Below are 22,402 nucleotides of genomic sequence, written 5' to 3'. Positions count from 1 at the left end.
GGAGGGGTGCGAGAGCGGCCACGATGTGTGGTCGCCCGCTGCCCCCACCGGACACATCGTCCGGAGTCGATCGACCGTTTCCGCCCTACGTCCGAACGGGTGACGAAAAAGGTCTAAACGTGACACAGATCACGTTCTGGGGCCCGTTGAGGCTCTCTCCACGAGGGAAACGTCGAGTCTCGTCGGCCGTGGCGGTCTGCCGCCGGCCAGTAACTTCAGCGCCAGTTCGCCGGCTCGGCGGCCCTTGTCGGCCAGGGGTTGACGCACCGTAGTCAGGGGTGGGTCGCTGTAGGTCGCTTCGGGGACGTCGTCGAATCCGGCGACCGACACGTCGGCGGGGACCGAAAGGCCTAGGTCGCGGGCGGCTTGGAGGGCGCCGAACGCCAGTTGGTCCGATGCGCACAGCAAGGCGCTCGGCCGGGGGGTGCGGGTGAGCAACCACCGCGCGCCGAGTCGGCCGAGCTCGCGATCACTGCCGCGGGCCTCCCACACCGGAACATTGTCCGCTCGGACCCCGGCTTTTGCCAAAGTGTCCAGGTAGCCGCCCAGTCGGTCGCGGCTCACGCGGAACGGCACGGCCGAACGGCGGTCGGCGGAGACCGGGCCGGATGCGCCGTCCGGGTGCAGGGCGAACATCAGGACGCCGAACCGCGTGTGGCCCAGCGACAGCAGGTGTTCAGCGGCGAGGGTGGTGCCCTGGTAGTCCTGGACCTCGACGCGTGCCGAGTCGGGGAGCACGGGCTGGTCGATCACCACGAGGGGCAGTCCGCGGGCGGCTACGGCGTCGAATGCCGGCGCGGAGTCCGGTAGTGAGTACGCCACCATCACGTCGGCTTGTGTGCGCGTCACGATCGAGGGGCGTGGTCCGCCCGTGGAGTCGCCGGGCATGAGGACGAGGCTGTGGTCGTGGCCGTCAACGGTCTGTGCGAGGCCGTCGAGCACGATGGACAGCGCTGGATCCGTGAACGCCCCACGGAGCCCCTCGGGGAGCATGAAGCCCACGGCGGCGGACGAGCGTGTGGCCAGAGAGCGTGCAACGGGGTCCGGGCCCGCATAGCCCAGGGAGCGTGCCGTCTCGAGAATGCGTTCGCGCAACGACGACGAGAGCTGGTCGGGGCGGTTGTACGCGTTCGACACCGTTGCCCGCGATACCCCGACCGCGGCGGCGACGGTGTCCAGCGTCGGCCTGCGGCGGCGATCGGAGTCCACGGACAGCATCGTAGGCGAGGAGCGGTGACATAAGAGTTGGCGACTCTGAAGCGCTTCAGTCATGCTGGGACGCATGTCCCCACGGCTCGCCACCTTCCTGATGTTCCTTCTGAACGGCGCCGTCTTCGGCACCTGGGCCTCTCGGGTGCCCGCGCTCGCCACGCAGGTGGGCGCGAACGAAGGCGTCCTCGGGCTGGCGTTGCTCGGCGCGAGCGCCGGATTGGCATTCATGGCGCCGGTGGCTGCACGGATCTGTGCGGTCTATGGGTCGCGATGGGTGCTGATAGGCAGCACCCTCCTCTGCCCGCTCCTTCTGCCAGTGCTCGCGCTATCGCAGTCACCGCTGCAACTAGGGCTGAGCCTGGTGGCATTGGGTGCGAGTGTGGCGGCGATGGACGTGTCGATGAACATCGCTGCCGTCACGGTCGTGCGTGACCTACGACGGCCGTTGATGCCGCAGTTCCACGCGGGCTTCAGCGTCGGTGGTCTCATCGGGTCGTTGGGCAGTGCCGCTGCCGCTCAGGCGCAATGGGCGCCCATGAGGCACTTCCTGGTTGCGGCACTCGTCGGGCTGGTCGTCACGGCGATCGTGGTCAGGAGCATCCCCGGAGGAGTAGGGGAGCGGCACAGGCAAGAGACCACCGAACGCGCCAGTGTCCTCAAGAGCCCGGTCCTCTGGCTGTTGGCGAGCGTCGCGCTGTGCAGTGCTATCGCGGAAGGGGCGGCGGCGGACTGGTCGGCGCTGTTCATGGTGCGTGAACGCGGTATGGGTGACGGAGCGGCGGCATACGCCTATGCGGGCTTCTCGGTCACGATGGCGCTCGCACGGTGGTTTGGCGAACCGGTGCAGCAGAGGCTCGGCCCGCACCGTCTGCTGGCCGCAGGTGGCGGGCTGGCCGCGACGGGGCTGGCGCTCGCGGTGCTGGTGCCGTTCCCGGCTGCGGGCTACGTCGGGTTCGCGCTGGCGGGGCTGGGGCTCGCGTTCTCGTTCCCGGTGGTCATGGACCTGGCGAGCGAGACGGGCAAACGCGCGGACGGCAGCGGCGGTGAACGGGAGCTGGGGCTGGTGACTACGAACGCACTGGTGTGGCAGGCTTGTCGCCGTGACCTTCAGGATGCCCGCGCACCCCATCCCCTCCGACCTGCTGGAGCAGCTCACTGAGCTGGCCGCCGCAGACGGAACGCCGGCCGTGATGCAGTGCCGAATCTCGGAAGATCGAGTCGGCGCTGGATTGGGCGCCACGCGCCAGATCAAAGATCAGATACCGCTTTACGAGAAATTCGGATTGCGGTTGATGGGAATTTATGTCGATAACGACATGTCGGCTTACAGGGGAAAACCGCGTCCTGACCAGACCGCAATGCTTCAGGACCTGAAAGACGGTCTGGCCACGATCGTCACTTCTTGGCACACAGATCGACTCCACCGCGCCCCGCGCGAGCTGGAGGACTACATCGACGTGTGTGCACCACGGGAGATCGCTACGCACACCGTGCACACTGGTCCGCTCGATCTCTCTACGCCTGCGGGTCGAATGGTCGCAAGGCAGCTCTGCGCAGTGGCGCGCTACGAATCTGAGCACAAGACTGCGCGCCAACAGAGCAAGAAGCTCGACATGGCGGAGAAGGGCATGTATCGAGGGGGGCCACGCCCCTATGGGTGGGAGTCGAACGGCATGACTCAGGTGCCTACAGAAATCGAGATACTCAAAGAGATGGGCACGCGTGCGCTCGCAGGGGAAGGTCTGCAAGCTCTCGCGAAAGAGCTGAACGGCCGAGGGCAACTAACCTCGCGCGGTAAGCCGTGGACCGGTGGCACCTTGAAGGACGTCCTGCTGCGTGCTCGCAACGCAGGATTGATCGAGCGGCGAGTTGAGGAACCGGACGCCCCGAAGAAGCGCCGCGGTGAGGTGTTCGCCAAGGCCACTTGGGACGGACCGTTCGAGGAGCCTATGTGGCGTGCGTTGGTAGCGAAGCTGACCGACCCCACCCGGCGGCGCAGCGCCTCCACCGAACTCAAGTGGCTCGGTTCGGGCATCTATCTCTGCGGCCGCTGCGACGACGACACCAAGATGGGCAGCGGCACCACCCACAGCAAGAAGCGCACCAGTAAGGCGTTCAAACCCGCGTATAGATGCCGCAAGCAGCCGCACCTAGTCAGGATTGCCGAGCCGGTCGACGAGCTGGTGGAGGCGGTGATCGTTGCGAGGCTGAGCCAGCCGGATGCTCACGAACTGCTGAGCCCCAACCCGAAGGTCAACATCGCTGCGCTGCATCAGGAAGCGAACGAGATCCGTGCGCGCCTCGATGAGCAGGCTGCGCTACATGCTCAGGGCGTGATCGACACGCGACAGCTGATTGCCGGGTCGAAGGCGATGCAAGAGCGGTTGAAGGAGATCGACCGCCTGGTCACGGTCGCCGGCGCCAACTCCGTGTTCGTAGGCGTAATCGGAGCGGCGGATGTTGCGAAGGTCTGGTTCGGCGCGCTGCCCGGTCGATCGGACGGCCTCCCGATCGAGCGGAGACGGGCGATCATTGACGCCGCGATGGAGATCCGAATCATGCCCACCCGGCCGGGTCGTAAGCCCGATCGCTCGTACTTCGACCCGGCCTCGGTGGACATCAGGTGGCGCGTCTAGCGAGTCGGCGTGTGGTGACGCCGAAACGGAATCACTGGCGCGTCATCGGGCTCCAGCAGCGCGACGATCCGGTCAAGCCGCGTAACCTCCTCTCGTTTGGCCAGCCGCCGCTCAAGAGCGGAGACCTGCCGCTTCTGCTCTTCCGTGCGAGTCACCACCACAGCGGCAACCAACGACACACACCAGCTGCTACTCAGCAGCCGGAATGTGCGATCGGGCACCAACAGCTGACCGTGCCAGATCTCGATCATGTGCACGATGATCACTGCGGTTGTAAGGGCGAACGCAAGAATCCACGCGGCGGTGCGTAGCGACAAGGCAACCCCTTTTCCATAAGCGGTGATGCCTCCCTCCCAGTGATTCCCCCATCGAGGGAATGTGCCGCTGCGTTAGCGATCCACCGGTTGCCGATACAACATGTCACCCGATCGGGCTATGATTCGCGCGCTTCGCGACCACGTGCTTGCGCGCCGTTACTAGCGCGACGGGTTCGAAGGTCACGAATGGTTGCTGCGATCTCCTCGTCGGAGTAGCGCTCGCTGTCGATCATCGCGGCGATCACGCGTGCGAGGTCGTCGACGGATGCCGTCATGGGGTTGAAGGTCGCTGGGTCAGGCAGCGGCGAGCCGGCGGATTCGAGTGCTTCAACTCGTCCCTGGGGCCAGTCGAACACGCGCTCGATCCCGCGTGCCGCCAAGGTCGTCACCGTGATCTCACCCTTGCGGATCCGCAGCAGGTTCTGGGGTGTCATGCCCACCTCCCGTGCGACCTGACTCCAGCGCATGCCCTTCTCCAGGCGCGCGTCTTCCATCGCGGCGCCCAGAGCTGTGACCTCGATGTCTTCGCTCATGATCGTGACCTTTGCCCCCGAATGAACATGGCAGAACTTTAACGCACATTGAGACGCGCAGCCAGTGATCAGGTTGCTTCGTTCCGTCACATGGAATGTCATGTGTCGAGATGTGTTGCCATGCGTGAACATGTGTCGTAATGTTCGCTCATGGCACGGACCACACTCTCCCTCCCGTTCAGCGGTAGCGCCCTGCGTGCACTGCGCGAGCGGGCGGGACTGACGCAGAAAGCTCTCGCCGACGCGTGCAGGGAAGCGGGCTACGGGACGTCGCGCGGCAACATCGCGAAGCTGGAGACGCAAGGCTCGCGCCCGGTTCCACCGCTGCTGCGCGCCCTCACCGAGGCCCTCAGTTGCAAGGTCGACGACCTGCTGGAGCAGGCGAAATGACCAGAGACGAGTACGTCGCGCAGCTCGTAGCAGCGGCCCCGCCCTTCTCGCCGGATGTGCGAGCGCAGCTCTTCGTACTGCTTGCGCCAGTGCGCGACGCGCTCGTCTCCACTGCGAAGCCGCGTCGATCCGGCGACGGCAAAGCGGCCTGACCAGACAAGTAGGGCCGTCCGCGCGCCAGGCCCGGCGCGATCGGACGGCCCGTGATCAAGGAGACGCAACCTCCATGACCCAGTACATGATCTCACCTGAGACCAGGCGTGCGGCGAGCAGGCGGCGGCGTTCGTGACGTCGGCGGTCGTCGGCTTTCGCCGTGCGGTCGAGGACCTCGCGGCTGACCGCGCCGGCCAGCCGATGGTGCGGCTGCGGCACCGCCGTGAGCGTGACATGTCGACGTCGGCCGGCCGGATTCGGCACGGCTTCCTCGGCGAGACCGCGCGCAACGCCTTGGCCGACGCGCAGGAGGCCTACGAGCGCCTGGACGACACGCGCACGCTCGACGTCCACCTGGTCGCGGCGCACGAGGCGGTGCGCCAGGCGGTGCGCCTGTCGGCGACCACGGCCGAGCCGGTGGCCGAGCTCGACGACGAGCTCGAGGCCGACATGTGGGCGCTGCCGTGCCCGGTGTGCGACGCCGAGGGCAACTCCCCGTGCACGCGGGTCGCCTACGGGACGTCGGTGCACGTCGACCGGATGCTCGCGGTGCTGATCACCGCGGCGATGGACAACCGCGAGTTGCTCGCCCAGCTGCTCAAGCTGCCCGGCACGCTGCTCGACGTCGCGCCGTACGCGGCGGCCGCCGGTGCAGGCGCGTTCGAACCGGTGCGGGGGCAGCTGTGAGCGACACCCAGGAGCGCGCGGCGGCGATGCGCCGTGTGACCGCGGCGCGAACTGAGCTCAACCGGCTGTTCACGCAGGAGGCCGAGCGGCCGTCGATCGGTCCGCTCGCCGAGACGCAGCACGTGCAGCGGCAGGTCGAGGCGTGGGCCGAGTTCAGCGAGGCGTGCCGCTTGGCGGCGCACGGTTACCGCGAGGCGTCGCCGCCGTACGTGGACCTGATCACCCAGGGCCGGAAGGCGGCCGAGCACGTGGAGCGGCTGCAGGTGCAGCTGCAGGTCAAGCAGACCGAGCTGGCTCGGCAGCAGGAGCGGCTGCGGGGTGAGCGGTGATGCGCGGGGTGAAGCCGGTGCGCAGGTACACGGCCGCCGAGACGCTGCAGGCCGTTGCTCGGATGATGACCGCGAGCCGGCCGGGAGGCATCGGCCTGGCGGCGGTGGACGAGGTGTCCGGGTGCACCGGCACGGGTGTACCGCACGTGAAGCTGTCCTACCTCGCGGACCTGCACGCGTTGCGCCGCTGGGCGGATGCGCTGCAGAGCGTGTCGAAGGTCGAGCTCTACAAGGGCTTTGGCGAACCGGCGTCGGTGCACGTGATGGTGACGGGCCGAATCCCGCGAGGCCCCGTGATCGCCGTGTCGGCCTGGGTGTCGGGACTGACGCCGCCCGCTGCCTGGGAGCAGCAGGGCGGTGAGCAGCGCCAGGTCCTCACGCTGACCGAGCTGCACACGCTCGACGACGCGCACCGAACCGGCGGTGGCCGGTGATGCGGCAGCTGCGCATGTTCCTGCGCGAAGAGGCGGGGCTGGTGGCCCCGATCGTCGCCGTCTTCCTCGCGCTCCCGCTGGCGGCGGGGGTGCTCCAACTGATCGAGCTGGTGAGCAAATGATCACGACGAACAGCAAGTCGGCGGCCGCGGTGGCGGTCGCCCTGGCGCTCACCGCGGTGGCGATCGTGGTGGTGCTGGCCGGGTGCGACCGTGCCGCGCCGGTCGCGCCGTCGCCGGGACCGACGACCGCCGCAGTGCCGGTGCCGCCGGTGACCGTGACCACGGTTGTGCCGATGACGGTCGGGCAGGTGCGCCCATGAACAACGGCGAGTCGAGCGACGTGAACGTGGTCTTGGCGCACTTCCTGGGAATCCGGCGCCACGACGGCCTGGTGAGCGTGGAGCGGGCCAAGGCGGCCGCGGTGCGCCTGGCCGACCGCGCCTACAAGCAGCTGTCGGCAGGCACCCGCGGCGAGGACATCGCCGCGGCGTTCGACCAGCGCGCGGCGATGGTCGAGGTGGTCGGCGCCGCCGTCGACGAGTGGATCGAGGAGCAGGCGGCCGCCGGTGACGAGCTCGCGGTGAAGCTGCGCCGTACGCCGGCCGAGCCCGTGAACGAGACGGGTCCGGGGGTGAGCATCCAGTGACCGCCGTGCAGCAGTGGGCAGACGTCGAGCTGCCCTCGGCGGGGGCGAGCGTCGAGATCGTCGCCGGTGTGCTGGCCGGCCGCCGTGGTGTGGTGGCGGACCCGCCGGAGGTCGAGCCGTACGACGGCGATCCGGGCCCGCGTGTGTGGGTGTCGACCGACGGCGGTGACCTCGTCTCGCCGTTGCTCGCTGACCTCAAGATCGAGCACCGCCACGCCGGTGGCTGGAAGGGCGAGCCGGGGGACTGCGGCGCGTCCTGCTCGTGCGGCGTGACGTTCGCCGGGTTCGAGACGCTCGGCGAGGCCTCCGCGCTCGTCGACGCGCACATCGAGCGGGAGTCGAAGGGAGTCAACGGATGTCCGGCGGCAAGCCCGGATGGTTCCAGCGGTGGCTCGACGACGGCGACCTGCTCGGCCAGCACCTCACCGGAGGAGACGTCACCGGCGCCGGACCCGAGCCTGAGCGCGCCGAGTCCGACGACACCCACGACGAGCGCGGCAGCTGAGCAGCGCGAGACGTGGGCCGAGCGCATGGCCCGCGACTGCACCAGGTTCAACGACGGCGAGGTGAGCCGCGCGCTGACCATCGCGTCGCGGTGGACGGACTGGGCGCAGCAGCTCGACGAGCTGCTCGACGCGATGCCGGACCGGCCGGGCGTGATGTGGCAGGACGCGGGCGGCGACACCAACACCGTCGAGCTCGGTACCGCGCACCTCGACGAGCTCGCGATGCGGGAACGGATGGCGGTGCTGCGCGGCCAGGCCGACGCGCTCGCGGCTGCGTACCTGCGTGGCGCGGACAAGGCCGCGGCCGGGGCACGGCGGGCGCTGGAGGCACTGCGTGAGGACTCGGGAGGTGAGTCCGATGGCTGAGCGGCTGTGGTTCGGACAGGCGCTGCGGTGGAGCCGAGAGAGCGGCTTCTGGTACGCGGTGGGTCGAGCTCGCCGGCGGCACGCGATCGTGCGGATCACGGCGACCGAGGCCAAGTCGTACGGGCACAAGTTCCCGGCGGGCTGGTACCTGGCCGAGCACCCGGACTCGCCCGGTGGCGGCGAGCTCGGCCCGCGGCTGGGACACGACTTCCGCCGGGCGAAGGAGGCGGCCGAGGTATGGCTGCTGGCGCCGGCCGCGGACCGGCTGTCCGGCGAGTGCGCACCGGGCCTGCTCACCACCGTGCAGATCGGCGCCACGACGTTCGTGGCCGCCGATGGCCGGTCGCTGTCGGCGTGGCCGGTGCCGTGGGAGGCCTGCATCGAGATCCGCGACGACGCCGGTACCGAGGTGGGCCGGGTCGCGCCGTGGTTCCAGTACGAGGACGGCGAGGTGTCTGCGCTGCAGTGGATCGCCAGGGCCGCGGCGACCCGTCTGGCCCCGCAGCCGACGTACCACGCGGCAGTGCGGGCGGTGGGCCACGAGCTCGTGCACGGCGTGGCGGGCGGTGGTCACCGTGGCTAACTCGACACGCCCCAAGCGGCCGGCGTCGACGCACTCGTGCCCCGGCGACTGCGGCCAGCAGGTGCCGCGCCAGCACCTGGCGTGCCGGTCGTGCTGGTACCTGCTGCCGCAGGAGCTGCGCGAGGAGCTCACCAGGCTCTACGGCCGCGACCGCATCGCCCACCTGGGCGCCGTCGGTGACTGCCTCATCTGGTTCCGGGAGAACGTGAAGGACGGTGAGCTCGTTGCTGGATGAGGCAGCCGCGTGGGCAGTGGTGATCGCGATCGCGGTGCTCGTGTCGATGCTCGCGGTGCTGGTGGTCGCGCTCGGTGTACGGCACCGGGTCCTGGCGCGCCAGGACCCGGCGCAGGCCGACCAGGCTGGTGAGTTCGGCTGGCGTCCTGGCGATGACGAGCAGTGGCAGGACCCGGACCTGGTGGTGCACCGGGTGCTGGCCGACGAGCCGGTGGTGCGCGATGCGTAAGCGCGAGCAGGCCGAGGGCCTGGACTGGGTGACGTGGATGGGCGCAGCCGTGCTGCTGGCGTCGGTGGCGGTGCTGTCGTTCTCCACGTTGATGGAGCTCGCGGTGCGCGGCGGCTACACCGACTGGCGGAAATGGCTGTGGCCGCTGAGCCTCGACGCCGCGGCGATGGTGGCGCTGCGCTACTGGCTGGCACGCGGGCTGCCCGCCAGCGCCAGGCGCACCGGCCTGGCGCTGGCGCTGGTGGTGATCATCCTCAGCACCGGCGGCAACGCCCTGGAGCACTGGTGGCAAGGCGGACTGCTGGCCGCGGTCATGGGCTCGATCCCGCCGCTGGTGCTCGCCGCCGTGGCGCTGCTGATCGACCTCGGCCTACGCCGCCAGGACCTGGCGCCGGACACACCGGCGCACGCACCAGCAGCGGCGCCAGGACCGGGCGAGCTGGTGACCAGCGACGACGCCGCGCCAGACGTGCAGAGCGAAGCCTGCGACGAAGCAACGATGCGGCCGCTGCGCCGCGACCTCAGCGAGCGCCTGGTGCAGCTGGAGCTGCTCACCACCAAGCACCCCACGCCAGCACCAGGCGCCGAGCAGACGCCGCGCCAGGACCCGGTGCCGCCCGGCTTGGACCTGGCGCTCGTGAAGCGGGCGCACGAGCTGATCGCCAAATCCGAGGGAGCACCCGGCTTCCGGCGGATCGGCCGAGACCTCCTGGCGCGCGAGCTCGGCACCAGCCCACACCAGGCGCGCCTACAGCTGGCGCACTACGACGCCACCAACTCAACGACGCCAGGTGCTGGCGCCGACACCAAGGAGACCGCCAGTGCCTGACCCCCGACAGATCGTCGTCGTCGACGTCGAGACCAGCGGCCTGGACCCCGCCCAGCACATCGCGGTCGAGGTTGCGTGGGTCAACCTCGCCACCGGTGAGCACGACGTGTTCGTGCCGCCGCACAACTGGCGCGACGTGCTGGTCACTGCGGACCTCCGCGCGTTGCGGATCAACGGCTACCTCGACCGGCTGGTCGAGGCCGAGCAGGACCGCCACGGCCAGGCCGCTCGCGCGCTGTGGGACCAGCTTGACGGCAACACGCTCGCCGGGTGCAACCCGAGCTTCGACGCCGTGTTCCTGCGCAAGATGTTCGACACCGTCTACGACCTCGACGACCACAACATCGACGGTCCGCCGACGTGGCACCACCGGCTGCTGGACCTCTCGGCGTACGCGGCCGGCGCGCTCGGCATCGAGCCGCACGAGCTGCCCGGCCTGAGCACAGTGTGCGAGCGGCTGGGCGTCGAGCACCCCGACGCGCACACCGCGTTCGGTGACGCGGACGCCACCTATGCGTGCTTCCTGAAGCTGCTCGACATGCAGGTGGTGGGCCGTGCCTGATAAGGACGTGTTCGGTCGGCCGCTGGTCGCCGACGACCGCCGCGTGCTGCGCATGATGGCCCGCGGCGAGCGGACCAAGACGATCGCCGCGGTGCTGGGCGTCAGCCCGAATGCCGTGTCGCACCGCATCACCAACATCGGCCGCAAGCTCGGCACCTTGCAACCGCCGCAGACGCTGTTGGAGGCCTACCGCCGCGGCCTGATCGGGCCGCCCGGCCCGCGTGTCGGGCTGCGCGTCGCGACCGTCGCCGACCGGCCGGGGTTCGTGTGGTGGCAGCACTCGTGCACCGCGCTGGACGCGTTCGCGGTCGGTGTCTCGCCGGCCGGGGCGCAGTGCGGGTGCGCGCTGTCGACCGGCCAGCCGGGCGAGTGGCGGCCGGTGTGGGTCGGCGAGCACCCGGAGCGGAGGGCAGCGCCGTGACCGCGATTCCGTACCGCATCCAGTTCGAGCGGTTCCGGGGCAACCGGCGAATGCGACTGCGTCGTGGCGGACAGGCGACGCCGTGGCCGTGGTGGGAGCTGGCGTTGCCTCGGTGGGGCTCGCTGATCCTCTGCCGTCGGCGGCCGCGTTCACCGAAGGCGGCCCAGCGATGAGCGTGCAGGTGCGGACCAAGGACCTGATCGGCCTGTTGCAAGCGCTCGTGCACACCGCCGCGTCCGACGCAGACCAGGGCTCGATCCACGGGGTGCTGCTGCACACCGCCCGTGGCTATGCCGGTGACGAGCCTGGCAAGTCCGGGCTGCTGGTCGGCACGTCGACCGATGCCACGGTGGTCGGCCACAGCTGGGTGCTCGCCTCCGGTGAGGTCAAGCCGACGCTGTGGCCGCTGGGCGAGGTGCGCGCGCTGATCGGGGTGCTGCGGCAGATGTCGCGCAACGACAAGGAACACGCGGTGGACATCATCGCGTCCGGCGACCAGGTGACCGTGGAGGAAAGCGAGAACCTGCTGGGTGCCGCTGGTCATCGCGATCGGCCCGAACTTCCGCGGCGCCCTGATGCCGATCAAGCAGCCCGACGACGTCGACGCCGCCGACCACTTCGGTGACGGCGTCTACCCGGCCGAGCTGCCGCCCCCGCGCAAGCAGGGCGACGGCGCACCGCGCCTGGACCTGAGCAACGCCACCGGCCTGCTGCTCACGCGGGTCGAGCACATCATCAGCCCGCACCTGTGAACCCGACTACCTAAGGCGAGGAATCCGTTGCACCGCAAGACAATCACGAGACGCCTGCACGCGGTCGCGCTGGTCGCTGCCGCTGTGGCGGCACTGACGACGGCATGTGACCTGCCGCCGACCTGCTACGGCACCGAGCCCCACGGCGAGGTCGAGCAGCTTTCGCCGTGCCCGCCGGGCTGGGCGCCCGGTGAGAACCGCCCGATCACTGAGGACGAGTTCGAGGACTTGGAATGGAGCGACTGATGACCGAGTTCACGACGGTGCTGCTGGCCGACAACGCACCCTCCGGCCGCGTCCACCGCGCCTCGCTGAACCTGCCCACCGGCACCCTTGTGGTTGCCGATCCGGCGGACCTGCAGGGCGTCACGCTGGCCGAGCAGGTGCGGGTGGTGGACCGCACGCTGCACATGCCGCTGCGCAAGTACAAGGCGATCCGCGAGCAGCTCGCGCTGCACCGCCTCACGGCCCAGCAGGGGCTGAACGGGCAGGCGCTGGCCGAGCAGGCCGCAGTGATCACCGCGGCGATCGAGAACCGGCTGCAGGACGCGCTGCGCGCCGGCGAGCCCGCGCGTGCTCGCGCGGGTGACCACGCTCGCCGCGCAGGTCGTCGAGGTGCGCAACTGCCGCCTCAACCAGGCCACGCTCACCGCCCTGGCCGACCACGTCCTGGCCGGGCTGCCCGAGTCCATCCGCACCCACCGGCGGCCGGCCTCGGCGGTCTGACGGTCCCTCCCACCGCGGCGGCCCCATACCGCACCGTCCAGAAAGGACGCACGCGTGGACACAACCCCGCACCCGGAGTTCGTCGACGACGTCGTGGTCGACCGCGTCGTCGCCGACCTCCGACCCGGTCGCGGCATCACCCCGGCCGAGCGCGCGGAGGCCGCCCGCGCGGCGTCGACACCACCACGGCGGAGGTCGTGATCTGGCACCGCGGCGCCCGTGTCCGGGCGCTGCTCGACAACCTCGGTGACCTGCTCGTGCTCGCGCAGGCGCCGCTGACGGAGGGAGCCTGACCATGCATGACGGCCACTGGCTCACCACGGTGGCGCGCCGCGTCATCGTTGATGTCCGGCACACCCGCGCGGCGGGGCTCCATGAGCGCCTGGCCGTGCTCGACGAGCTCGGTACGCACAGCCCCAGAAGGCTGACCGACCTGTTGATCACTGTCGCCCGGCATGTGCCGGATGACGTGATCGCGCGCATCGTGACCGACGCCGAGGACATGGCGTCGGTCGACGAGCTGATCTATCGCGAGGCCCACGCCCGCTACGCCGCAGACGACCGCGACGACTGGGTGCGGTGGGGCGAGTCCGGCTATCACCGCCTGGCGCACCTGCGTCGCCGCGAACGGCGGCGTGCCTGATGGCGTACACGCTTCACGACGACAACGTCGCCTCGGACGCCCGGTGGGTGACCCTGGCCAAGCTCCAAGAGACCGACGGCGTGCCGGACCTGCTCGCGCTCAGCCCGTCCCGGCGCCGCAAGTACTTGGCGCGCCTGGAAGTGCGCAAGGCATTGATGATCGCCGCGTACTTCGTGATGCAGTCGGAGTCTGCTCGCAATACGGCTGACGGCTACATCACCCAGGAAGCCGCGCTGGCGTGCTGCACCGAGCCGTGGATCCTCCAGGCCCTGCTGACCCCCGTGTGCGGCAAACCCCCTCTGCTGCACCAGGAAGGCCAGAAGTGCGGCGAGAAGAACTGCATCGACGCCTCCGGCCCGTGGAAGCCCAACTACGAGTACCGGGTGTGCGCGTTCCTCAAGCGCAACCCCTCGAAATCCGAGCAGGACCGCCGCAAGCAGCAGCGCGCCGAGCTCACCGACTCCACGCTGCGCACCGCCGTCTACCTGCGCGACGGCGGCTGCTGCCGCTACTGCCGCAGCGGCCCGCTCGGGCGCAAGGGCATGGGCAACGCCAAGGACCGCCGCCGCATCCCGCAGATCGACCACATCGACCCGGACGAGCCCGCAGGCCCCGGGCCGGACTACAAGGGCGTCGCGCTCAGCTGCGCAGCCTGCAACGAGTACAAGCAGAAGCGCACGCCCGAAGAGGCCGACATGGATCTGCTGCCCGAGCCCACCCCGGAGCAGATCGCCTACTGGGCCGAGCGAGGCGAGCAGCAGTTCAGCCGCGCCCCCCGCGGCACAACCCACCCCGCAGACCTCGTTCCGGACGAGTGGCTCGCCGCCCGTGACAACCCACCGGACAACGAGATCAACAACGCGGCGGACAACGCGCAGACAACAAGCCGCACAACAAGTCCAACCGTTGTCGATCACGTTGTTCCAGGCCGCCCCGAACACATCCCGGACGCTCCCGACGCACCTGCGGCCGATCTTGTTTCCGCAGGTGGAGCACAGGACAACGCCCGCGACAACCCGCCGGAACCGTCCGGCTCGGGTCGGGTCGGACACACGCAACCTGAGGTGCTGCAGGGCTCACGTGGTCAACCGATCCGCACCCCGGACGCACCCGACATCTACCACGGTCGATCCCGCACCGCGCCCACCACACCGTCCACACCGCCACCGTCCAGAAGGGAGGGACAGCCATGACGACCTCACCGCAGCAGCACGGACTCGACTGGGACAAGCGGCGCCAGGCCGCACTGACCTACCCGTGCCGGGTGCCCTACTGCCAGCGCCCCGAGGGCCAGGAGTGCGTCGACCCGCGCGGCACACCGCTGCTGACCCAGCCCGCACACCCGGTGCGCGAGCAGGACGCGGCCGCCATCGCAGGCACCCAGCCCGCTTTCCTCCTCGTCGACATCCCCGAGCCGCCCGACGACCCGCCACCCAAGCCGGCGGCCGCCCGAGGCCCGGCCGCCAAACACCGCAGCAGCTGCAACCACTGCGGCGCCCGCCTGCTGTGGGCGACGACCCGCAGCAACGGGGTGCGGATGCCGCTGGACGCCGAGCCGTCGCCCGAGCGCGGCAATGTCCTGGTGACTGAGGAGCGCGGCGTGCTCATGGCCGCAGTCGTGGGCCGCAAGAGCCTGGCGGCCGCGATGCGCGCGGCCGGCCAACACCTGCACCTCCACCACGGCGTCACCTGCCCCGACCGCAGCCGCTGGCACCGGCGAGCCGATAGAACGAGGACATGAGCTGATGGGACGCATTCCCAGGCCCAAGCAAGTCGGGCAGAGGTTCTGCGACCTGGTCGTCAGGGCCGTCGACGCCGACGAGCTGCTGAGCCCGGCCGAACGCAAGGCCGTACTCGACCAGGCCCGCACAGCGGACGCCCTGCTGCACCGTCTCATGGTCGGCCTGCACCAGGGCAACGCGATCGTTGCCGAGGCGGTCGCCACCGTCGTGGTCGAACTCGGCCGCGAGATCGCCCCACCGCAACAGCCCCGGCATCCGCTGCGGCTGCACAAGACCTGTCACCACCGCGGGGGCACCCGCCGACGTCACCGGAGGACCAGATGACCACCACACCCGAACAGCCCCGCGCCGCGATCGTCGTGCGTGTCGACGAGGTGCTCGCCGGCGACAAGGCCGGCCTGCTGCGCTACAGCGTCCGCGAGCGGATCGAGGCCGCGATCGAGGGCGCGGCGAAGCGGTGGGACGTCGACCCGGCCGCGGTCACCGTGGAACTCGCGCCGGAGCCGCCGCGGCTGGTGTTCATGCCGCACGAGCTGACTCCGGAGAAGCTCGCCGAGATCGAGCGCAGGTGGCTCGCGGAGCACGCGCGGCCGCAGCTGCTGCACCACACCGCCGAGACTGTGTGGATGCCGGGCGAGTACGGCGGCACGGTCGGCACCCTCGACGGCGTGACGATCCCCGCGGCCACTCGCCCGTCGTGGTGGCGGCGTGCGCTCGCAGTCGTGTTCGGGATCCGGGAGTAGCCGATGCACATCGAACGTGTGCTGTGCCGGGTGTGCCTGCAACGGCTGGCCACCGAGGGATTCCTCACGTGCGAGGAGTGCAGCGCGCGGGTCGTCGGCGCGCTCGACGACATCGTGCGGATCTACCCCGACGTCGAGTGGGACGCCCACCACCCACCGCGCTCGGCGGACCAAGTGCGTGGCCGACCGGTGTACAAGTCGACCCCGCCGATCAACCTCGACCAGCTCGACCGCGCGCACCGCCTGGCCGAGCTCGACGTGCTCGGCTGCCTGGCCTGGTGGGCCGGGCACGTGCGGGACTCGACCGGCCTGGCCCCCAACGCCACCACGACGGTAGCGGGCGAGATCGGCGTTCTGGTGCGGATGTGGTCGTGGATCCGCAGGCAGTCCGCGGTCGACGAGCTCGCACGGGACGTCGTCGTCCTGCGGGCGGCGCTGCAGCGGATGGCGGGCGAAACCCGCGGCCGCATCCGGCTCGGCCGGTGCCCGGCCCGCTGACCGCGCCGACGGATCCGGCGCGCTGGTGGTGTGCGGGCACTCGCTGCACGCCCGGCCCGGTGAGCGCCTGGTGCGCTGCGCGGGCTGCACCACGCCGTGGCCGGCGCACCGGTGGGACGAGCTCGCCCAGGCCCAGGAGGCGACGTGAACAAGGCAAGGGTCCGCGAGCTCGGCGAGCGCGAGCCGGTCGCCGACGCCGAGGCGCTGCAGGTCATGCTCGGCGGCGTCCCGGTCGGCACCCTGCAGCGGTGGGCCCAGGACGACGGCTGGCCACGCCGCCACAGCACCACTTCCAGGGGACGGCGCACCGAGTACTCGATCCGGGCCGCGAAACAGTCTTACGAACGTCGGCGTGGCCCGCTGGACGAGATCACCAGCGGTGAAGTAACCTCCGGTCACGTTGGTGATCTGTCCCTATCGGACGGCGCCGGCGTCACCTAGCTACTGCGCCAGTCACTGGGGATCGGCTCCCAGCAGGAAGGCCCGACAACCACGTGTGGTTGTCGGGCCTTCCTGATCCTCAGCTGTCGACGCCCTCGACGTCCGCGTTGTACCAGCGACCAGGGGCGTAGACGGCGACGGTCACCCGCTGCGAGCCTCCGTCCTTGGGGAACCCACCCAGTACGTGCAGGTGCCCGTCGATGATGTCCACCCTCTGGCCGTTCGGGTGGACCTTGGTCGAAGGATTCGGGCTGGATGCATTTGGTGTCTGAACTTTGACGGTCATGGCGACCATCCTGCCCCGATCACCTGATCGATTGCGTCGCTCGGACAGGTGATCGCTACTCCTGCACCTCGGCCTTGTACCACTGCTTCGGTGCGTAGATGGCGACCGCCGGACGCCTCGGACCGTCCTGCGGACCGTGCACGATCAGGTGTCCATCCTCGACGCTGATGCGCTCACCTTTGGCGTGGTCGTGTTCCATCATGTTGTGGTTGGGCTCAACCACGCTCACTTTGACTGGCATGGCGCCATTGTGCCTACGCGCCCGACGGTTTCCCTCACTCGATCGAGTGAAGATCCGCGAAGAGGTGGGCCCCATGCGCGCAACGCGCGAGACGTAGCCGATGCCCAGCAGAGCTCGCCGACGCTGCACGGCCTCCGGGTGTCCAGGATTCGCGGGCACCTCGGGCCGGTGCGAACAGCACGAGATCCCGCGGCCGCGTCCGCAGCCGAAGCCGCGGCCGTCGTCCACAGCGCTGGGCTACGACTACCGGTGGCGCAAGAAGTCCGAGGCCTACCTGCGCGCCAACCCCACGTGCGTGGCGTGCGGCCGGCCGTCGCAGCACACCGACCACATCGACGGCGACCGCACCAACTGGGAGCCGGACAACCTGCAGCCGCTGTGCCTGTCCTGCCACAGCCGCAAGACGGCGACGCACGACGGCGGGTTCGGCAACCGGCGCACACCACGGTAAGGAGCACGAGCTGTACCGCCCCGCGGAGCGGCCTACCCCCCTCCCCCTGATGCTCACTCCCTGTGATCGATCAACGAAGTTGATCAAGGGGAGGGGGGCTCGGATCTCTGTGGGGTGGGGACGCGAACGTGCGGGGGGAAGCCCGCTTGCGCGCTGACAGGTTTTCGGTCCGACCGTACCCAGGAGGTGGTGACTGTGGGTAAGCGTGGACCGGCGAGGATGCCGACCAAGTGGGCTGTCCTGATGGGCGGACGCACGGACCGGATCAACGCCAACGAGCCGCAGCCGTCGGAGGCACCGCCCGCGGACGGTGGCGCTGACTGCCCGATCGATCCGCCGTCGTGGCTCACGCAGCGCGCGAAGAACGTGTGGCGCCAGTACGCCCCCGATCTGCACCTGGTCGGCGTACTGACGCTGTGGGACGTCGAGGCGTTCGCGGCCTGGTGCGACGCGGTCGTCCGCCGGCGCGATGCGATCGAGCACCTGCGCAAGGAAGGCGCGGTGCGCGAGTTCACCGTCTACAACAAGAACGGCCAGCCCACCGGCACGCGCGTCGGGAAGAACCCGTGGACGTACGTGCTCAACGACGCGGACGCGCATTTTCGTTACTACGCCGCGAGGTTCGGGTTGACGCCGTCCGACCGCTCGGCGCTGAGCCTCGGGGAGGCCCCCGGTGAGCCAGGAGAGGACCTCCTCGACCACGGCTGAGGCGGACGCCGCGGACGCCATCGCCGAGTTTCACGACTCGCGGTGGCGGCCGATCGACCCCGATGGCCCGGTGTGCGGCTACAAGCTGCGCGGCAAGATCTGCTGCAAGCGGGGCGCGCACTACTGCGAGCCGCGCGCGGACCGCGTGGTGTTCTTCTTCCGCGAGCACCTGCGGCACGTCAAGGGAGCGTTGCGGCGTAAGCCGTTCGTCTTGCGGCCGTGGCAGGAACACGAGCTGATCAGGCCGTTGTTCGGCGAGGTGGTGTGGTCGCACGAGTGGCAGCGCTACGTGCGCCGCTACCGGCGCGGGTTCATCATCATGTCCCGCAAGAACGGCAAGTCCGAGATCGCCGCGGGCATCTTGCTCTACCTGCTCGTCGGTGACGGTGAGGAGTCGGCCGAGGTCTACACCGCGGCCAAGGACAAGGACCAGGCGCAGAAGATCTTCGGCCCGGCGCGGCGGATGGTCGAGCTGTCGCCGGTGCTGCGCAAGCGGCTGCAGCACATCAAGAACTCGATGCGGCTGGTCGACGCCAAGACCGACTCGGTGTTCACGGTCATCACCGCGGACGCCGACGGCGAGCTCGGCCACAACCCGTCCGGGTTCTGCCTGGACGAGTTGCTGTCGCAGCCGGACGCGTCGCTGTGGGACGCAATGGACACCGCCGACGGCGCACGGCTGCAGGAGCTGCTGTTCGTCGCGACGACGGAGACCAACCTGCCGCTGAGCTTCGGTGCGGCGATGATCGACGAGGCCGAGCGGATCCAGGAGGACCCGTCTCGGTCGCCGCACACGTTCGTGTTCTGCCGCAAGATGCCGGCCAACCAGGACCAGCTCGACCGGCTGCACCGGTTGTTCGAGGGGCACCCGGACCTGCCGGTGTCGCTGGACATCTGGGACGAACGCAACTGGAAGTGGCCCAACCCGGCGTTGGGTGAGTTCCTGTCGCTGGAGGCGATGCGCCGATCGGCGTTGGGCGCCAAGAAGAGCAAGCGCGCGGAGTCGGCGTTCCGGCAGTTCAAGCTGAACATGCGCGAGGCCAACGCCGTGCGGTGGATCGCGCTGGACCTGTGGAACGCCAACGCCGGTGAGGTCGCCGAGATCCCCGAGGACCTGGTGCCGCAGCTGGAGGGCAAGCGGTGCTGGGCGGGCCTGGACCTGTCGTCCAAACTGGACCTCACGGCCTGGTGCCTGAGGTTCGAGGACGGCGACCTGCTGTGGAGGTTCTGGATCCCCGAGTCGATGGTCGACGTGCTCGACAAGCACACCGACGACAAGTTCGGCCAGTGGTGCGATGACGGGTGGGTCACCGTCACCGAGGGCGACACGATCGACTATCAGCGGATCTACGAGGACATCGCCCGCGACCACGAGCGGTACGTGATTGTGTCCGGCACTTACGACAAGTGGTCCGGTGAGCCGGTGCGCCAGACGATCCAGGAACTGACCGGCATGGACATGGTCGAGTCGAACACCACCTACGAGCGCATGACGCCTCCGATGAAGGAGGCGATGCGCAAGCTCAAGGCCGTCGAGTACCGCCACCACGGCAACCCGGTCGCCGCGTGGATGGCGGACTGCCTGGAGGCCAAGCACCCCACCGACGACCCGGAGCGGATCCGGCCGGTGAAGCCGATGCGCGACACCAGTCACAAGCGGATCGACGGCATGCCGGCCTTGTTCTTCGCCGAGGACGGCGCCATGCGCGGCGGCGACGCCCGCAGTGTCTACGAGGAGCGCGGGCTGAGCTCGCTCGGATGAGAGGAGCCCACCGTGCCCGGAGAGCTCGCCGTGCCACACGGCGTCGAGGACGCACCGCGCGAGCGCGGCCGCCTGGCCGAGCTCGTCGACCGCGCGCAGCTGGACCGCTGGGACTACTGCTGCGCCGTCGGGCTGCTGTGCCTGTTGCTCGGCCTGTCGCTGGCGGTCGGGACGTGGCTGGGCGTGGCGATCGGAATCGGCGTGGCGTTGACCGTGTTCGGCGGCCTGGTGCTCGCGCTGGGCATCACCGGCGCCCGGCAGCAGCCGGTCGTCGACGAGCTGCAGGCGGGAGGCTGATCGTGGGATTCGTCCGCTCGGCCTTCCGCGGCTCGTCGACCTCCAGCTTGGCTACGCCCGAGAAGTGGGTCGAGGACTGGTTCGCCGGCGGAGGCAGCCACAACCCGTCCGGGGCGTTCGTCTCGGAGGAGACGGCCCTGCACTACGCCCCGTTCTTCGCCGGCGTGCAGATCATCGCCGGTGACATCGGCGGCCTGCCGCTGCCGGTCTACGAGCGCCTGGAGCGCGGCAAGCGACGCGCGTTCGACCACCCGCTGTACCAGGTGCTGCACGACCAGGCGAACCCGTACATGACCGCCGTGGCGTTCCGCGAGACCATGCAGGGCCACGCACTCACGTGGAAGGGTGCGTACGCCTACATCGAGCGCAACGGCGCCGGGCAGGTCGACAGCCTGTGGCCGCTCAACCCGGCCAAGATCAAGCCCTGCAAGATCCACGACGCCAACGGCCGCGGCAAGTTCACGCTGTACTACCGGTACACCGACCCCAACGGCCGGCAGGTGATCCTGCTGCCCGACGAGGTGCTGCCGGTCGCCGGGCTGGGCGGTACCGGCGTCGAGGGCTACAGCCTGGTGTCGCTGGCCCGTGGCTCGATCGGGCTGGGCATGGCCACCGAGCGCTACGGCTCGGCGTTCTTCGCCAATGGCTCACGTCCTGGCGGCGTGCTGACCCACCCGAGCAAGTTGTCGGAGGGTGCGCGCGAGCGCATGCGGACGGACTGGGAGAACCTCCACAGGGGACTCGACCGCGCCTCGCGCGTGGCGATCCTGGAGGAGGGGGTGGAGTGGCACCAGATCGGCATCCCGCCGGAAGACGCGCAGTTCCTGGAGACCAGGCGTTTCCAGGTCACCGAGATGGCCCGGTGGCTGCGCATCCCGCCGCACAAGATCGCCGACCTCGAACGCGCCACGTTCGGCAACATCGAGCACCAGGGCCTGGAGTACGTCACCTCGACGCTGCGGATCTGGCTGGTGCGCTGGGAGCAGGCGATCCTTATGCGGCTGTTCACGATGGCCGAGCGTCGTCGCTACTTCTCCGAGCACCTCGTCGACGCGCTGCTGCGCGGTGACAGCAAGTCACGTAACGAGGCCTACGCGATCGGCCGGAACTGGGGCTGGCTGTCGGCCGACGACATCCGCGAGCGGGAGAACATGAACCCGCTGCCCGACGGCCGCGGCGAGGTGTACCTGGTGCCACTCAACATGGTGCCGGCGCCGCGCCCCGACGAAGAGCCGACTGTTCCGGAGCGGATCGCGCGGGTGTTGCGTGGTCGTGGTGCGGAGGCACGCCGGCGCACCGCTTCGACGTTCGCCCCGTTGATCGTCGACGCGGACACCCGGTTGGCCAAGCTGGAGCGCGCCGAGGTCAAGGCGCTGGTACGCCGGCACCTGTCCGACGACGACGGCCGCGGTGTGCGGCTGGCGAGCCCGGCGGCGTTCCTGGCGGCGGTGTGGCACCTGTACGACACGACGATCCGGGCCAAGACCGTGGAACGGTGGACGCCGCCGCTGCAGGCGCTGATGGTCGAGATCATCGCCGACGCGATCGCCGACGTCGGGTTCGACGGCGAGGTCGACCTGTCCCGGTGGCTGGCGGCCTACGTCGACAGCCACGCGGACTACCGGGTCAACTCCGCGTACGGGCAGATCCGCGCGGAGCTGGAGAAGGCCGGCACCGAGGACGGTGACGCCGCGGCGGCCGCGGTGCTCGCGCTGCTGGACACCTGGGTCGACGAGCGGCCGCAGCGCACGGCGGACTGGCAGACCAGCCAGCTGCCCAACGCCACCGCCCGCGAGACCTGGAAGGCCGCCGGTGTCCCCGCGGTGCGGTGGGTCACCGACGGCGACTCGTGCCCGTACTGCGTCGCACTCGACGGCCGCGAGGTCGCCATCGACGACGCGTTCGCCACCAAGGGCGACGAGCTCGACGGCGACGGCGTCGAGCGGCTGACCGTCAAGCGCACGATCCGCCACCCGCCGCTGCACCCGAAATGCGGGTGCGGAATGGCACCGGCATGAGACCAGCCACACCGAGGAACGGAG

At 69.8% G+C, this 22,402-nt stretch carries 38 protein-coding genes; 33 read left to right on the top strand and 5 right to left on the bottom strand.

Going from position 1 to position 22,402, the window contains the following annotated elements; all coding sequences use genetic code 11:
- Positions 1-129: 129 nt before the first annotated feature.
- Entirely contained in the window at positions 130-1,218 is a 1,089-nt protein-coding gene (locus BBK82_RS05195) for a LacI family DNA-binding transcriptional regulator (RefSeq protein ID WP_065913978.1), read from the bottom strand.
- A 64-nt stretch (positions 1,219-1,282) separates the two neighbouring features.
- On the opposite strand from BBK82_RS05195, the gene BBK82_RS05190 reads away from it, so the two are divergent.
- Together BBK82_RS05190 and BBK82_RS05185 are read left to right on the top strand one after the other, a co-directional pair.
- A complete protein-coding gene (locus BBK82_RS05190) occupies positions 1,283-2,371 on the top strand; it encodes an MFS transporter (RefSeq protein WP_083268713.1) in 1,089 nt (362 codons plus the stop codon).
- Complete coding sequence (locus tag BBK82_RS05185) at positions 2,313-3,848, top strand: recombinase family protein (RefSeq protein ID WP_083267796.1); 1,536 nt, start codon at positions 2,313-2,315, stop codon at positions 3,846-3,848. Before BBK82_RS05190 ends, BBK82_RS05185 begins: the two co-directional genes overlap by 59 nt.
- On the opposite strand, the gene BBK82_RS05180 is transcribed toward BBK82_RS05185, so the two are convergent.
- Together BBK82_RS05180 and BBK82_RS05175 are read right to left on the bottom strand one after the other, a co-directional pair.
- Complete coding sequence (locus BBK82_RS05180; RefSeq protein WP_154697087.1) at positions 3,845-4,099, bottom strand: hypothetical protein; 255 nt, start codon at positions 4,097-4,099, stop codon at positions 3,845-3,847. The genes BBK82_RS05185 and BBK82_RS05180 overlap by 4 nt on opposite strands.
- A 182-nt stretch (positions 4,100-4,281) precedes the next feature.
- Entirely contained in the window at positions 4,282-4,698 is a 417-nt protein-coding gene (locus BBK82_RS05175; RefSeq protein WP_065913975.1) for a helix-turn-helix domain-containing protein, read from the bottom strand.
- Positions 4,699-4,848: 150 nt separating this feature from the next.
- Here BBK82_RS05175 and BBK82_RS05170 point away from each other — a divergent pair, with 150 nt between their 5' ends.
- The 26 genes from BBK82_RS05170 (at position 4,849) to BBK82_RS05065 (ending at position 16,615) form a co-directional block, all read left to right on the top strand.
- Entirely contained in the window at positions 4,849-5,088 is a 240-nt protein-coding gene (locus tag BBK82_RS05170; protein ID WP_065913974.1) for a helix-turn-helix domain-containing protein, read from the top strand.
- A gap of 285 nt (positions 5,089-5,373) precedes the next feature.
- A complete protein-coding gene (locus BBK82_RS05165) occupies positions 5,374-5,928 on the top strand; it encodes a hypothetical protein (protein ID WP_065913973.1) in 555 nt (184 codons plus the stop codon).
- The gene (locus BBK82_RS05160) at positions 5,925-6,257 is read left to right on the top strand and encodes a hypothetical protein (RefSeq protein WP_065913972.1); all 333 of its coding nucleotides are present in this window, start codon (positions 5,925-5,927) and stop codon (positions 6,255-6,257) included. The genes BBK82_RS05165 and BBK82_RS05160 overlap by 4 nt, the downstream gene beginning before the upstream one ends.
- Positions 6,257-6,691, top strand: coding sequence for a hypothetical protein (locus tag BBK82_RS05155; protein ID WP_154697086.1), 435 nt, complete (start codon positions 6,257-6,259; stop codon positions 6,689-6,691). The genes BBK82_RS05160 and BBK82_RS05155 overlap by 1 nt, the downstream gene beginning before the upstream one ends.
- Entirely contained in the window at positions 6,691-6,813 is a 123-nt protein-coding gene (locus BBK82_RS55705) for a hypothetical protein (protein WP_257785431.1), read from the top strand. Before BBK82_RS05155 ends, BBK82_RS55705 begins: the two co-directional genes overlap by 1 nt.
- Positions 6,810-7,013, top strand: coding sequence for a hypothetical protein (locus BBK82_RS05150; protein ID WP_065913970.1), 204 nt, complete (start codon positions 6,810-6,812; stop codon positions 7,011-7,013). The genes BBK82_RS55705 and BBK82_RS05150 overlap by 4 nt, the downstream gene beginning before the upstream one ends.
- Entirely contained in the window at positions 7,010-7,339 is a 330-nt protein-coding gene (locus tag BBK82_RS05145) for a hypothetical protein (RefSeq protein WP_065913969.1), read from the top strand. Before BBK82_RS05150 ends, BBK82_RS05145 begins: the two co-directional genes overlap by 4 nt.
- Positions 7,336-8,211, top strand: coding sequence for a hypothetical protein (locus tag BBK82_RS05140; protein WP_065913968.1), 876 nt, complete (start codon positions 7,336-7,338; stop codon positions 8,209-8,211). The genes BBK82_RS05145 and BBK82_RS05140 overlap by 4 nt, the downstream gene beginning before the upstream one ends.
- The gene (locus tag BBK82_RS05135) at positions 8,204-8,794 is read left to right on the top strand and encodes a hypothetical protein (protein ID WP_065913967.1); all 591 of its coding nucleotides are present in this window, start codon (positions 8,204-8,206) and stop codon (positions 8,792-8,794) included. The genes BBK82_RS05140 and BBK82_RS05135 overlap by 8 nt, the downstream gene beginning before the upstream one ends.
- The gene (locus tag BBK82_RS05130; protein WP_154697085.1) at positions 8,787-9,029 is read left to right on the top strand and encodes a hypothetical protein; all 243 of its coding nucleotides are present in this window, start codon (positions 8,787-8,789) and stop codon (positions 9,027-9,029) included. The genes BBK82_RS05135 and BBK82_RS05130 overlap by 8 nt, the downstream gene beginning before the upstream one ends.
- Positions 9,010-9,258 carry a hypothetical protein gene (locus tag BBK82_RS05125; RefSeq protein ID WP_154697084.1) on the top strand — a complete coding sequence of 83 codons (249 nt, stop codon included), beginning with the start codon at positions 9,010-9,012 and terminating at the stop codon, positions 9,256-9,258. The genes BBK82_RS05130 and BBK82_RS05125 overlap by 20 nt, the downstream gene beginning before the upstream one ends.
- Complete coding sequence (locus BBK82_RS05120; RefSeq protein WP_065913964.1) at positions 9,251-10,087, top strand: DUF2637 domain-containing protein; 837 nt, start codon at positions 9,251-9,253, stop codon at positions 10,085-10,087. Before BBK82_RS05125 ends, BBK82_RS05120 begins: the two co-directional genes overlap by 8 nt.
- Complete coding sequence (locus BBK82_RS05115; RefSeq protein WP_065913963.1) at positions 10,080-10,649, top strand: 3'-5' exonuclease; 570 nt, start codon at positions 10,080-10,082, stop codon at positions 10,647-10,649. The genes BBK82_RS05120 and BBK82_RS05115 overlap by 8 nt, the downstream gene beginning before the upstream one ends.
- Positions 10,642-11,070 (top strand): response regulator transcription factor, encoded by a 429-nt coding sequence (locus tag BBK82_RS05110; RefSeq protein ID WP_154697082.1) that lies wholly within the window; start codon positions 10,642-10,644, stop codon positions 11,068-11,070. The genes BBK82_RS05115 and BBK82_RS05110 overlap by 8 nt, the downstream gene beginning before the upstream one ends.
- Positions 11,071-11,182: 112 nt before the next feature.
- A complete protein-coding gene (locus tag BBK82_RS05105) occupies positions 11,183-11,695 on the top strand; it encodes a hypothetical protein (protein ID WP_065913961.1) in 513 nt (170 codons plus the stop codon).
- Positions 11,646-11,822, top strand: a complete 177-nt coding sequence (locus BBK82_RS49775) for a hypothetical protein (protein ID WP_170067869.1) — start codon at positions 11,646-11,648, stop codon at positions 11,820-11,822. The genes BBK82_RS05105 and BBK82_RS49775 overlap by 50 nt, the downstream gene beginning before the upstream one ends.
- Before the next feature lie 27 nt (positions 11,823-11,849).
- Complete coding sequence (locus BBK82_RS05100; protein WP_065913960.1) at positions 11,850-12,068, top strand: hypothetical protein; 219 nt, start codon at positions 11,850-11,852, stop codon at positions 12,066-12,068.
- Positions 12,068-12,841 (top strand): hypothetical protein, encoded by a 774-nt coding sequence (locus tag BBK82_RS49770; protein ID WP_154697080.1) that lies wholly within the window; start codon positions 12,068-12,070, stop codon positions 12,839-12,841. Before BBK82_RS05100 ends, BBK82_RS49770 begins: the two co-directional genes overlap by 1 nt.
- A gap of 2 nt (positions 12,842-12,843) precedes the next feature.
- The gene (locus BBK82_RS05095; protein ID WP_065913959.1) at positions 12,844-13,191 is read left to right on the top strand and encodes a hypothetical protein; all 348 of its coding nucleotides are present in this window, start codon (positions 12,844-12,846) and stop codon (positions 13,189-13,191) included.
- Positions 13,191-14,384 carry an HNH endonuclease gene (locus BBK82_RS05090; RefSeq protein ID WP_065913958.1) on the top strand — a complete coding sequence of 398 codons (1,194 nt, stop codon included), beginning with the start codon at positions 13,191-13,193 and terminating at the stop codon, positions 14,382-14,384. Before BBK82_RS05095 ends, BBK82_RS05090 begins: the two co-directional genes overlap by 1 nt.
- Positions 14,381-14,932: a hypothetical protein gene (locus BBK82_RS52645; protein ID WP_065913957.1), complete on the top strand. Its 552-nt coding sequence runs from the start codon at positions 14,381-14,383 to the stop codon at positions 14,930-14,932. Before BBK82_RS05090 ends, BBK82_RS52645 begins: the two co-directional genes overlap by 4 nt.
- A 4-nt stretch (positions 14,933-14,936) precedes the next feature.
- Complete coding sequence (locus BBK82_RS05080; RefSeq protein ID WP_065913956.1) at positions 14,937-15,257, top strand: hypothetical protein; 321 nt, start codon at positions 14,937-14,939, stop codon at positions 15,255-15,257.
- Positions 15,254-15,676, top strand: a complete 423-nt coding sequence (locus BBK82_RS05075; RefSeq protein ID WP_065913955.1) for a hypothetical protein — start codon at positions 15,254-15,256, stop codon at positions 15,674-15,676. The genes BBK82_RS05080 and BBK82_RS05075 overlap by 4 nt, the downstream gene beginning before the upstream one ends.
- Before the next feature lie 3 nt (positions 15,677-15,679).
- Positions 15,680-16,174, top strand: coding sequence for a hypothetical protein (locus BBK82_RS05070; RefSeq protein ID WP_065913954.1), 495 nt, complete (start codon positions 15,680-15,682; stop codon positions 16,172-16,174).
- A 25-nt stretch (positions 16,175-16,199) separates the two neighbouring features.
- Entirely contained in the window at positions 16,200-16,322 is a 123-nt protein-coding gene (locus BBK82_RS55700) for a hypothetical protein (protein ID WP_257785430.1), read from the top strand.
- A complete protein-coding gene (locus tag BBK82_RS05065; protein ID WP_065913953.1) occupies positions 16,319-16,615 on the top strand; it encodes a hypothetical protein in 297 nt (98 codons plus the stop codon). Before BBK82_RS55700 ends, BBK82_RS05065 begins: the two co-directional genes overlap by 4 nt.
- A gap of 79 nt (positions 16,616-16,694) precedes the next feature.
- Here BBK82_RS05065 and BBK82_RS55695 read toward each other — a convergent pair whose 3' ends face one another.
- Positions 16,695-16,826, bottom strand: coding sequence for a hypothetical protein (locus tag BBK82_RS55695; protein ID WP_257785429.1), 132 nt, complete (start codon positions 16,824-16,826; stop codon positions 16,695-16,697).
- Positions 16,827-16,956: 130 nt separating this feature from the next.
- Complete coding sequence (locus BBK82_RS49765; RefSeq protein ID WP_154697079.1) at positions 16,957-17,142, bottom strand: hypothetical protein; 186 nt, start codon at positions 17,140-17,142, stop codon at positions 16,957-16,959.
- Positions 17,143-17,242: 100 nt separating this feature from the next.
- Here BBK82_RS49765 and BBK82_RS05060 point away from each other — a divergent pair, with 100 nt between their 5' ends.
- The 5 genes from BBK82_RS05060 to BBK82_RS05040 all read left to right on the top strand — a co-directional run bounded on the left by BBK82_RS05060 (position 17,243) and on the right by BBK82_RS05040 (position 22,378).
- Complete coding sequence (locus BBK82_RS05060; RefSeq protein ID WP_065913952.1) at positions 17,243-17,593, top strand: HNH endonuclease; 351 nt, start codon at positions 17,243-17,245, stop codon at positions 17,591-17,593.
- Positions 17,594-17,812: 219 nt separating this feature from the next.
- A complete protein-coding gene (locus BBK82_RS05055; protein WP_083267794.1) occupies positions 17,813-18,301 on the top strand; it encodes a phage terminase small subunit P27 family in 489 nt (162 codons plus the stop codon).
- Positions 18,267-20,063 (top strand): terminase large subunit, encoded by a 1,797-nt coding sequence (locus BBK82_RS05050; protein WP_083267793.1) that lies wholly within the window; start codon positions 18,267-18,269, stop codon positions 20,061-20,063. The genes BBK82_RS05055 and BBK82_RS05050 overlap by 35 nt, the downstream gene beginning before the upstream one ends.
- Positions 20,064-20,075: 12 nt before the next feature.
- Complete coding sequence (locus BBK82_RS51445) at positions 20,076-20,360, top strand: hypothetical protein (RefSeq protein WP_065913950.1); 285 nt, start codon at positions 20,076-20,078, stop codon at positions 20,358-20,360.
- 2 nt (positions 20,361-20,362) lie between these two features.
- On the top strand, positions 20,363-22,378 hold the full coding sequence (locus tag BBK82_RS05040) for a phage portal protein (protein ID WP_065913949.1): 2,016 nt from the start codon (positions 20,363-20,365) through the stop codon (positions 22,376-22,378).
- Positions 22,379-22,402 lie beyond the last annotated feature (24 nt).

Origin of the sequence: Lentzea guizhouensis (assembly GCF_001701025.1) — a bacterium.
Taxonomy (GTDB): Bacteria; Actinomycetota; Actinomycetes; order Mycobacteriales; family Pseudonocardiaceae; genus Lentzea; species Lentzea guizhouensis.
The sequence above is the reverse complement of the archived record's forward strand: the minus strand, read 5'-3'. Positions and strand labels throughout refer to the sequence as shown.

What these genes read in the sequence shown, in the direction of transcription:
- BBK82_RS05175 (WP_065913975.1), bottom strand. Translation starts at nt 4,698, where the DNA reads ATGAGCGAAGACATCGAGGTCACAGCTCTGGGCGCCGCGATGGAAGAC.
- BBK82_RS05120 (WP_065913964.1), top strand. Translation starts at nt 9,251, where the DNA reads ATGCGTAAGCGCGAGCAGGCCGAGGGCCTGGACTGGGTGACGTGGATG.
- BBK82_RS49775 (WP_170067869.1), top strand. Translation starts at nt 11,646, where the DNA reads ATGCCGATCAAGCAGCCCGACGACGTCGACGCCGCCGACCACTTCGGT.
- BBK82_RS49765 (WP_154697079.1), bottom strand. Translation starts at nt 17,142, where the DNA reads ATGCCAGTCAAAGTGAGCGTGGTTGAGCCCAACCACAACATGATGGAA.
- BBK82_RS05070 (WP_065913954.1), top strand. Translation starts at nt 15,680, where the DNA reads ATGCACATCGAACGTGTGCTGTGCCGGGTGTGCCTGCAACGGCTGGCC.
- BBK82_RS05195 (WP_065913978.1), bottom strand. Translation starts at nt 1,218, where the DNA reads ATGCTGTCCGTGGACTCCGATCGCCGCCGCAGGCCGACGCTGGACACC.
- BBK82_RS05170 (WP_065913974.1), top strand. Translation starts at nt 4,849, where the DNA reads ATGGCACGGACCACACTCTCCCTCCCGTTCAGCGGTAGCGCCCTGCGT.
- BBK82_RS05150 (WP_065913970.1), top strand. Translation starts at nt 6,810, where the DNA reads ATGATCACGACGAACAGCAAGTCGGCGGCCGCGGTGGCGGTCGCCCTG.
- BBK82_RS05080 (WP_065913956.1), top strand. Translation starts at nt 14,937, where the DNA reads ATGGGACGCATTCCCAGGCCCAAGCAAGTCGGGCAGAGGTTCTGCGAC.
- BBK82_RS05055 (WP_083267794.1), top strand. Translation starts at nt 17,813, where the DNA reads ATGCCGACCAAGTGGGCTGTCCTGATGGGCGGACGCACGGACCGGATC.
- BBK82_RS05095 (WP_065913959.1), top strand. Translation starts at nt 12,844, where the DNA reads ATGCATGACGGCCACTGGCTCACCACGGTGGCGCGCCGCGTCATCGTT.
- BBK82_RS52645 (WP_065913957.1), top strand. Translation starts at nt 14,381, where the DNA reads ATGACGACCTCACCGCAGCAGCACGGACTCGACTGGGACAAGCGGCGC.
- BBK82_RS05090 (WP_065913958.1), top strand. Translation starts at nt 13,191, where the DNA reads ATGGCGTACACGCTTCACGACGACAACGTCGCCTCGGACGCCCGGTGG.
- BBK82_RS49770 (WP_154697080.1), top strand. Translation starts at nt 12,068, where the DNA reads ATGACCGAGTTCACGACGGTGCTGCTGGCCGACAACGCACCCTCCGGC.
- BBK82_RS05155 (WP_154697086.1), top strand. Translation starts at nt 6,257, where the DNA reads ATGCGCGGGGTGAAGCCGGTGCGCAGGTACACGGCCGCCGAGACGCTG.
- BBK82_RS05180 (WP_154697087.1), bottom strand. Translation starts at nt 4,099, where the DNA reads ATGATCGAGATCTGGCACGGTCAGCTGTTGGTGCCCGATCGCACATTC.
- BBK82_RS05075 (WP_065913955.1), top strand. Translation starts at nt 15,254, where the DNA reads ATGACCACCACACCCGAACAGCCCCGCGCCGCGATCGTCGTGCGTGTC.
- BBK82_RS05190 (WP_083268713.1), top strand. Translation starts at nt 1,283, where the DNA reads ATGTCCCCACGGCTCGCCACCTTCCTGATGTTCCTTCTGAACGGCGCC.
- BBK82_RS55705 (WP_257785431.1), top strand. Translation starts at nt 6,691, where the DNA reads ATGCGGCAGCTGCGCATGTTCCTGCGCGAAGAGGCGGGGCTGGTGGCC.
- BBK82_RS05135 (WP_065913967.1), top strand. Translation starts at nt 8,204, where the DNA reads ATGGCTGAGCGGCTGTGGTTCGGACAGGCGCTGCGGTGGAGCCGAGAG.
- BBK82_RS05060 (WP_065913952.1), top strand. Translation starts at nt 17,243, where the DNA reads ATGCCCAGCAGAGCTCGCCGACGCTGCACGGCCTCCGGGTGTCCAGGA.
- BBK82_RS05145 (WP_065913969.1), top strand. Translation starts at nt 7,010, where the DNA reads ATGAACAACGGCGAGTCGAGCGACGTGAACGTGGTCTTGGCGCACTTC.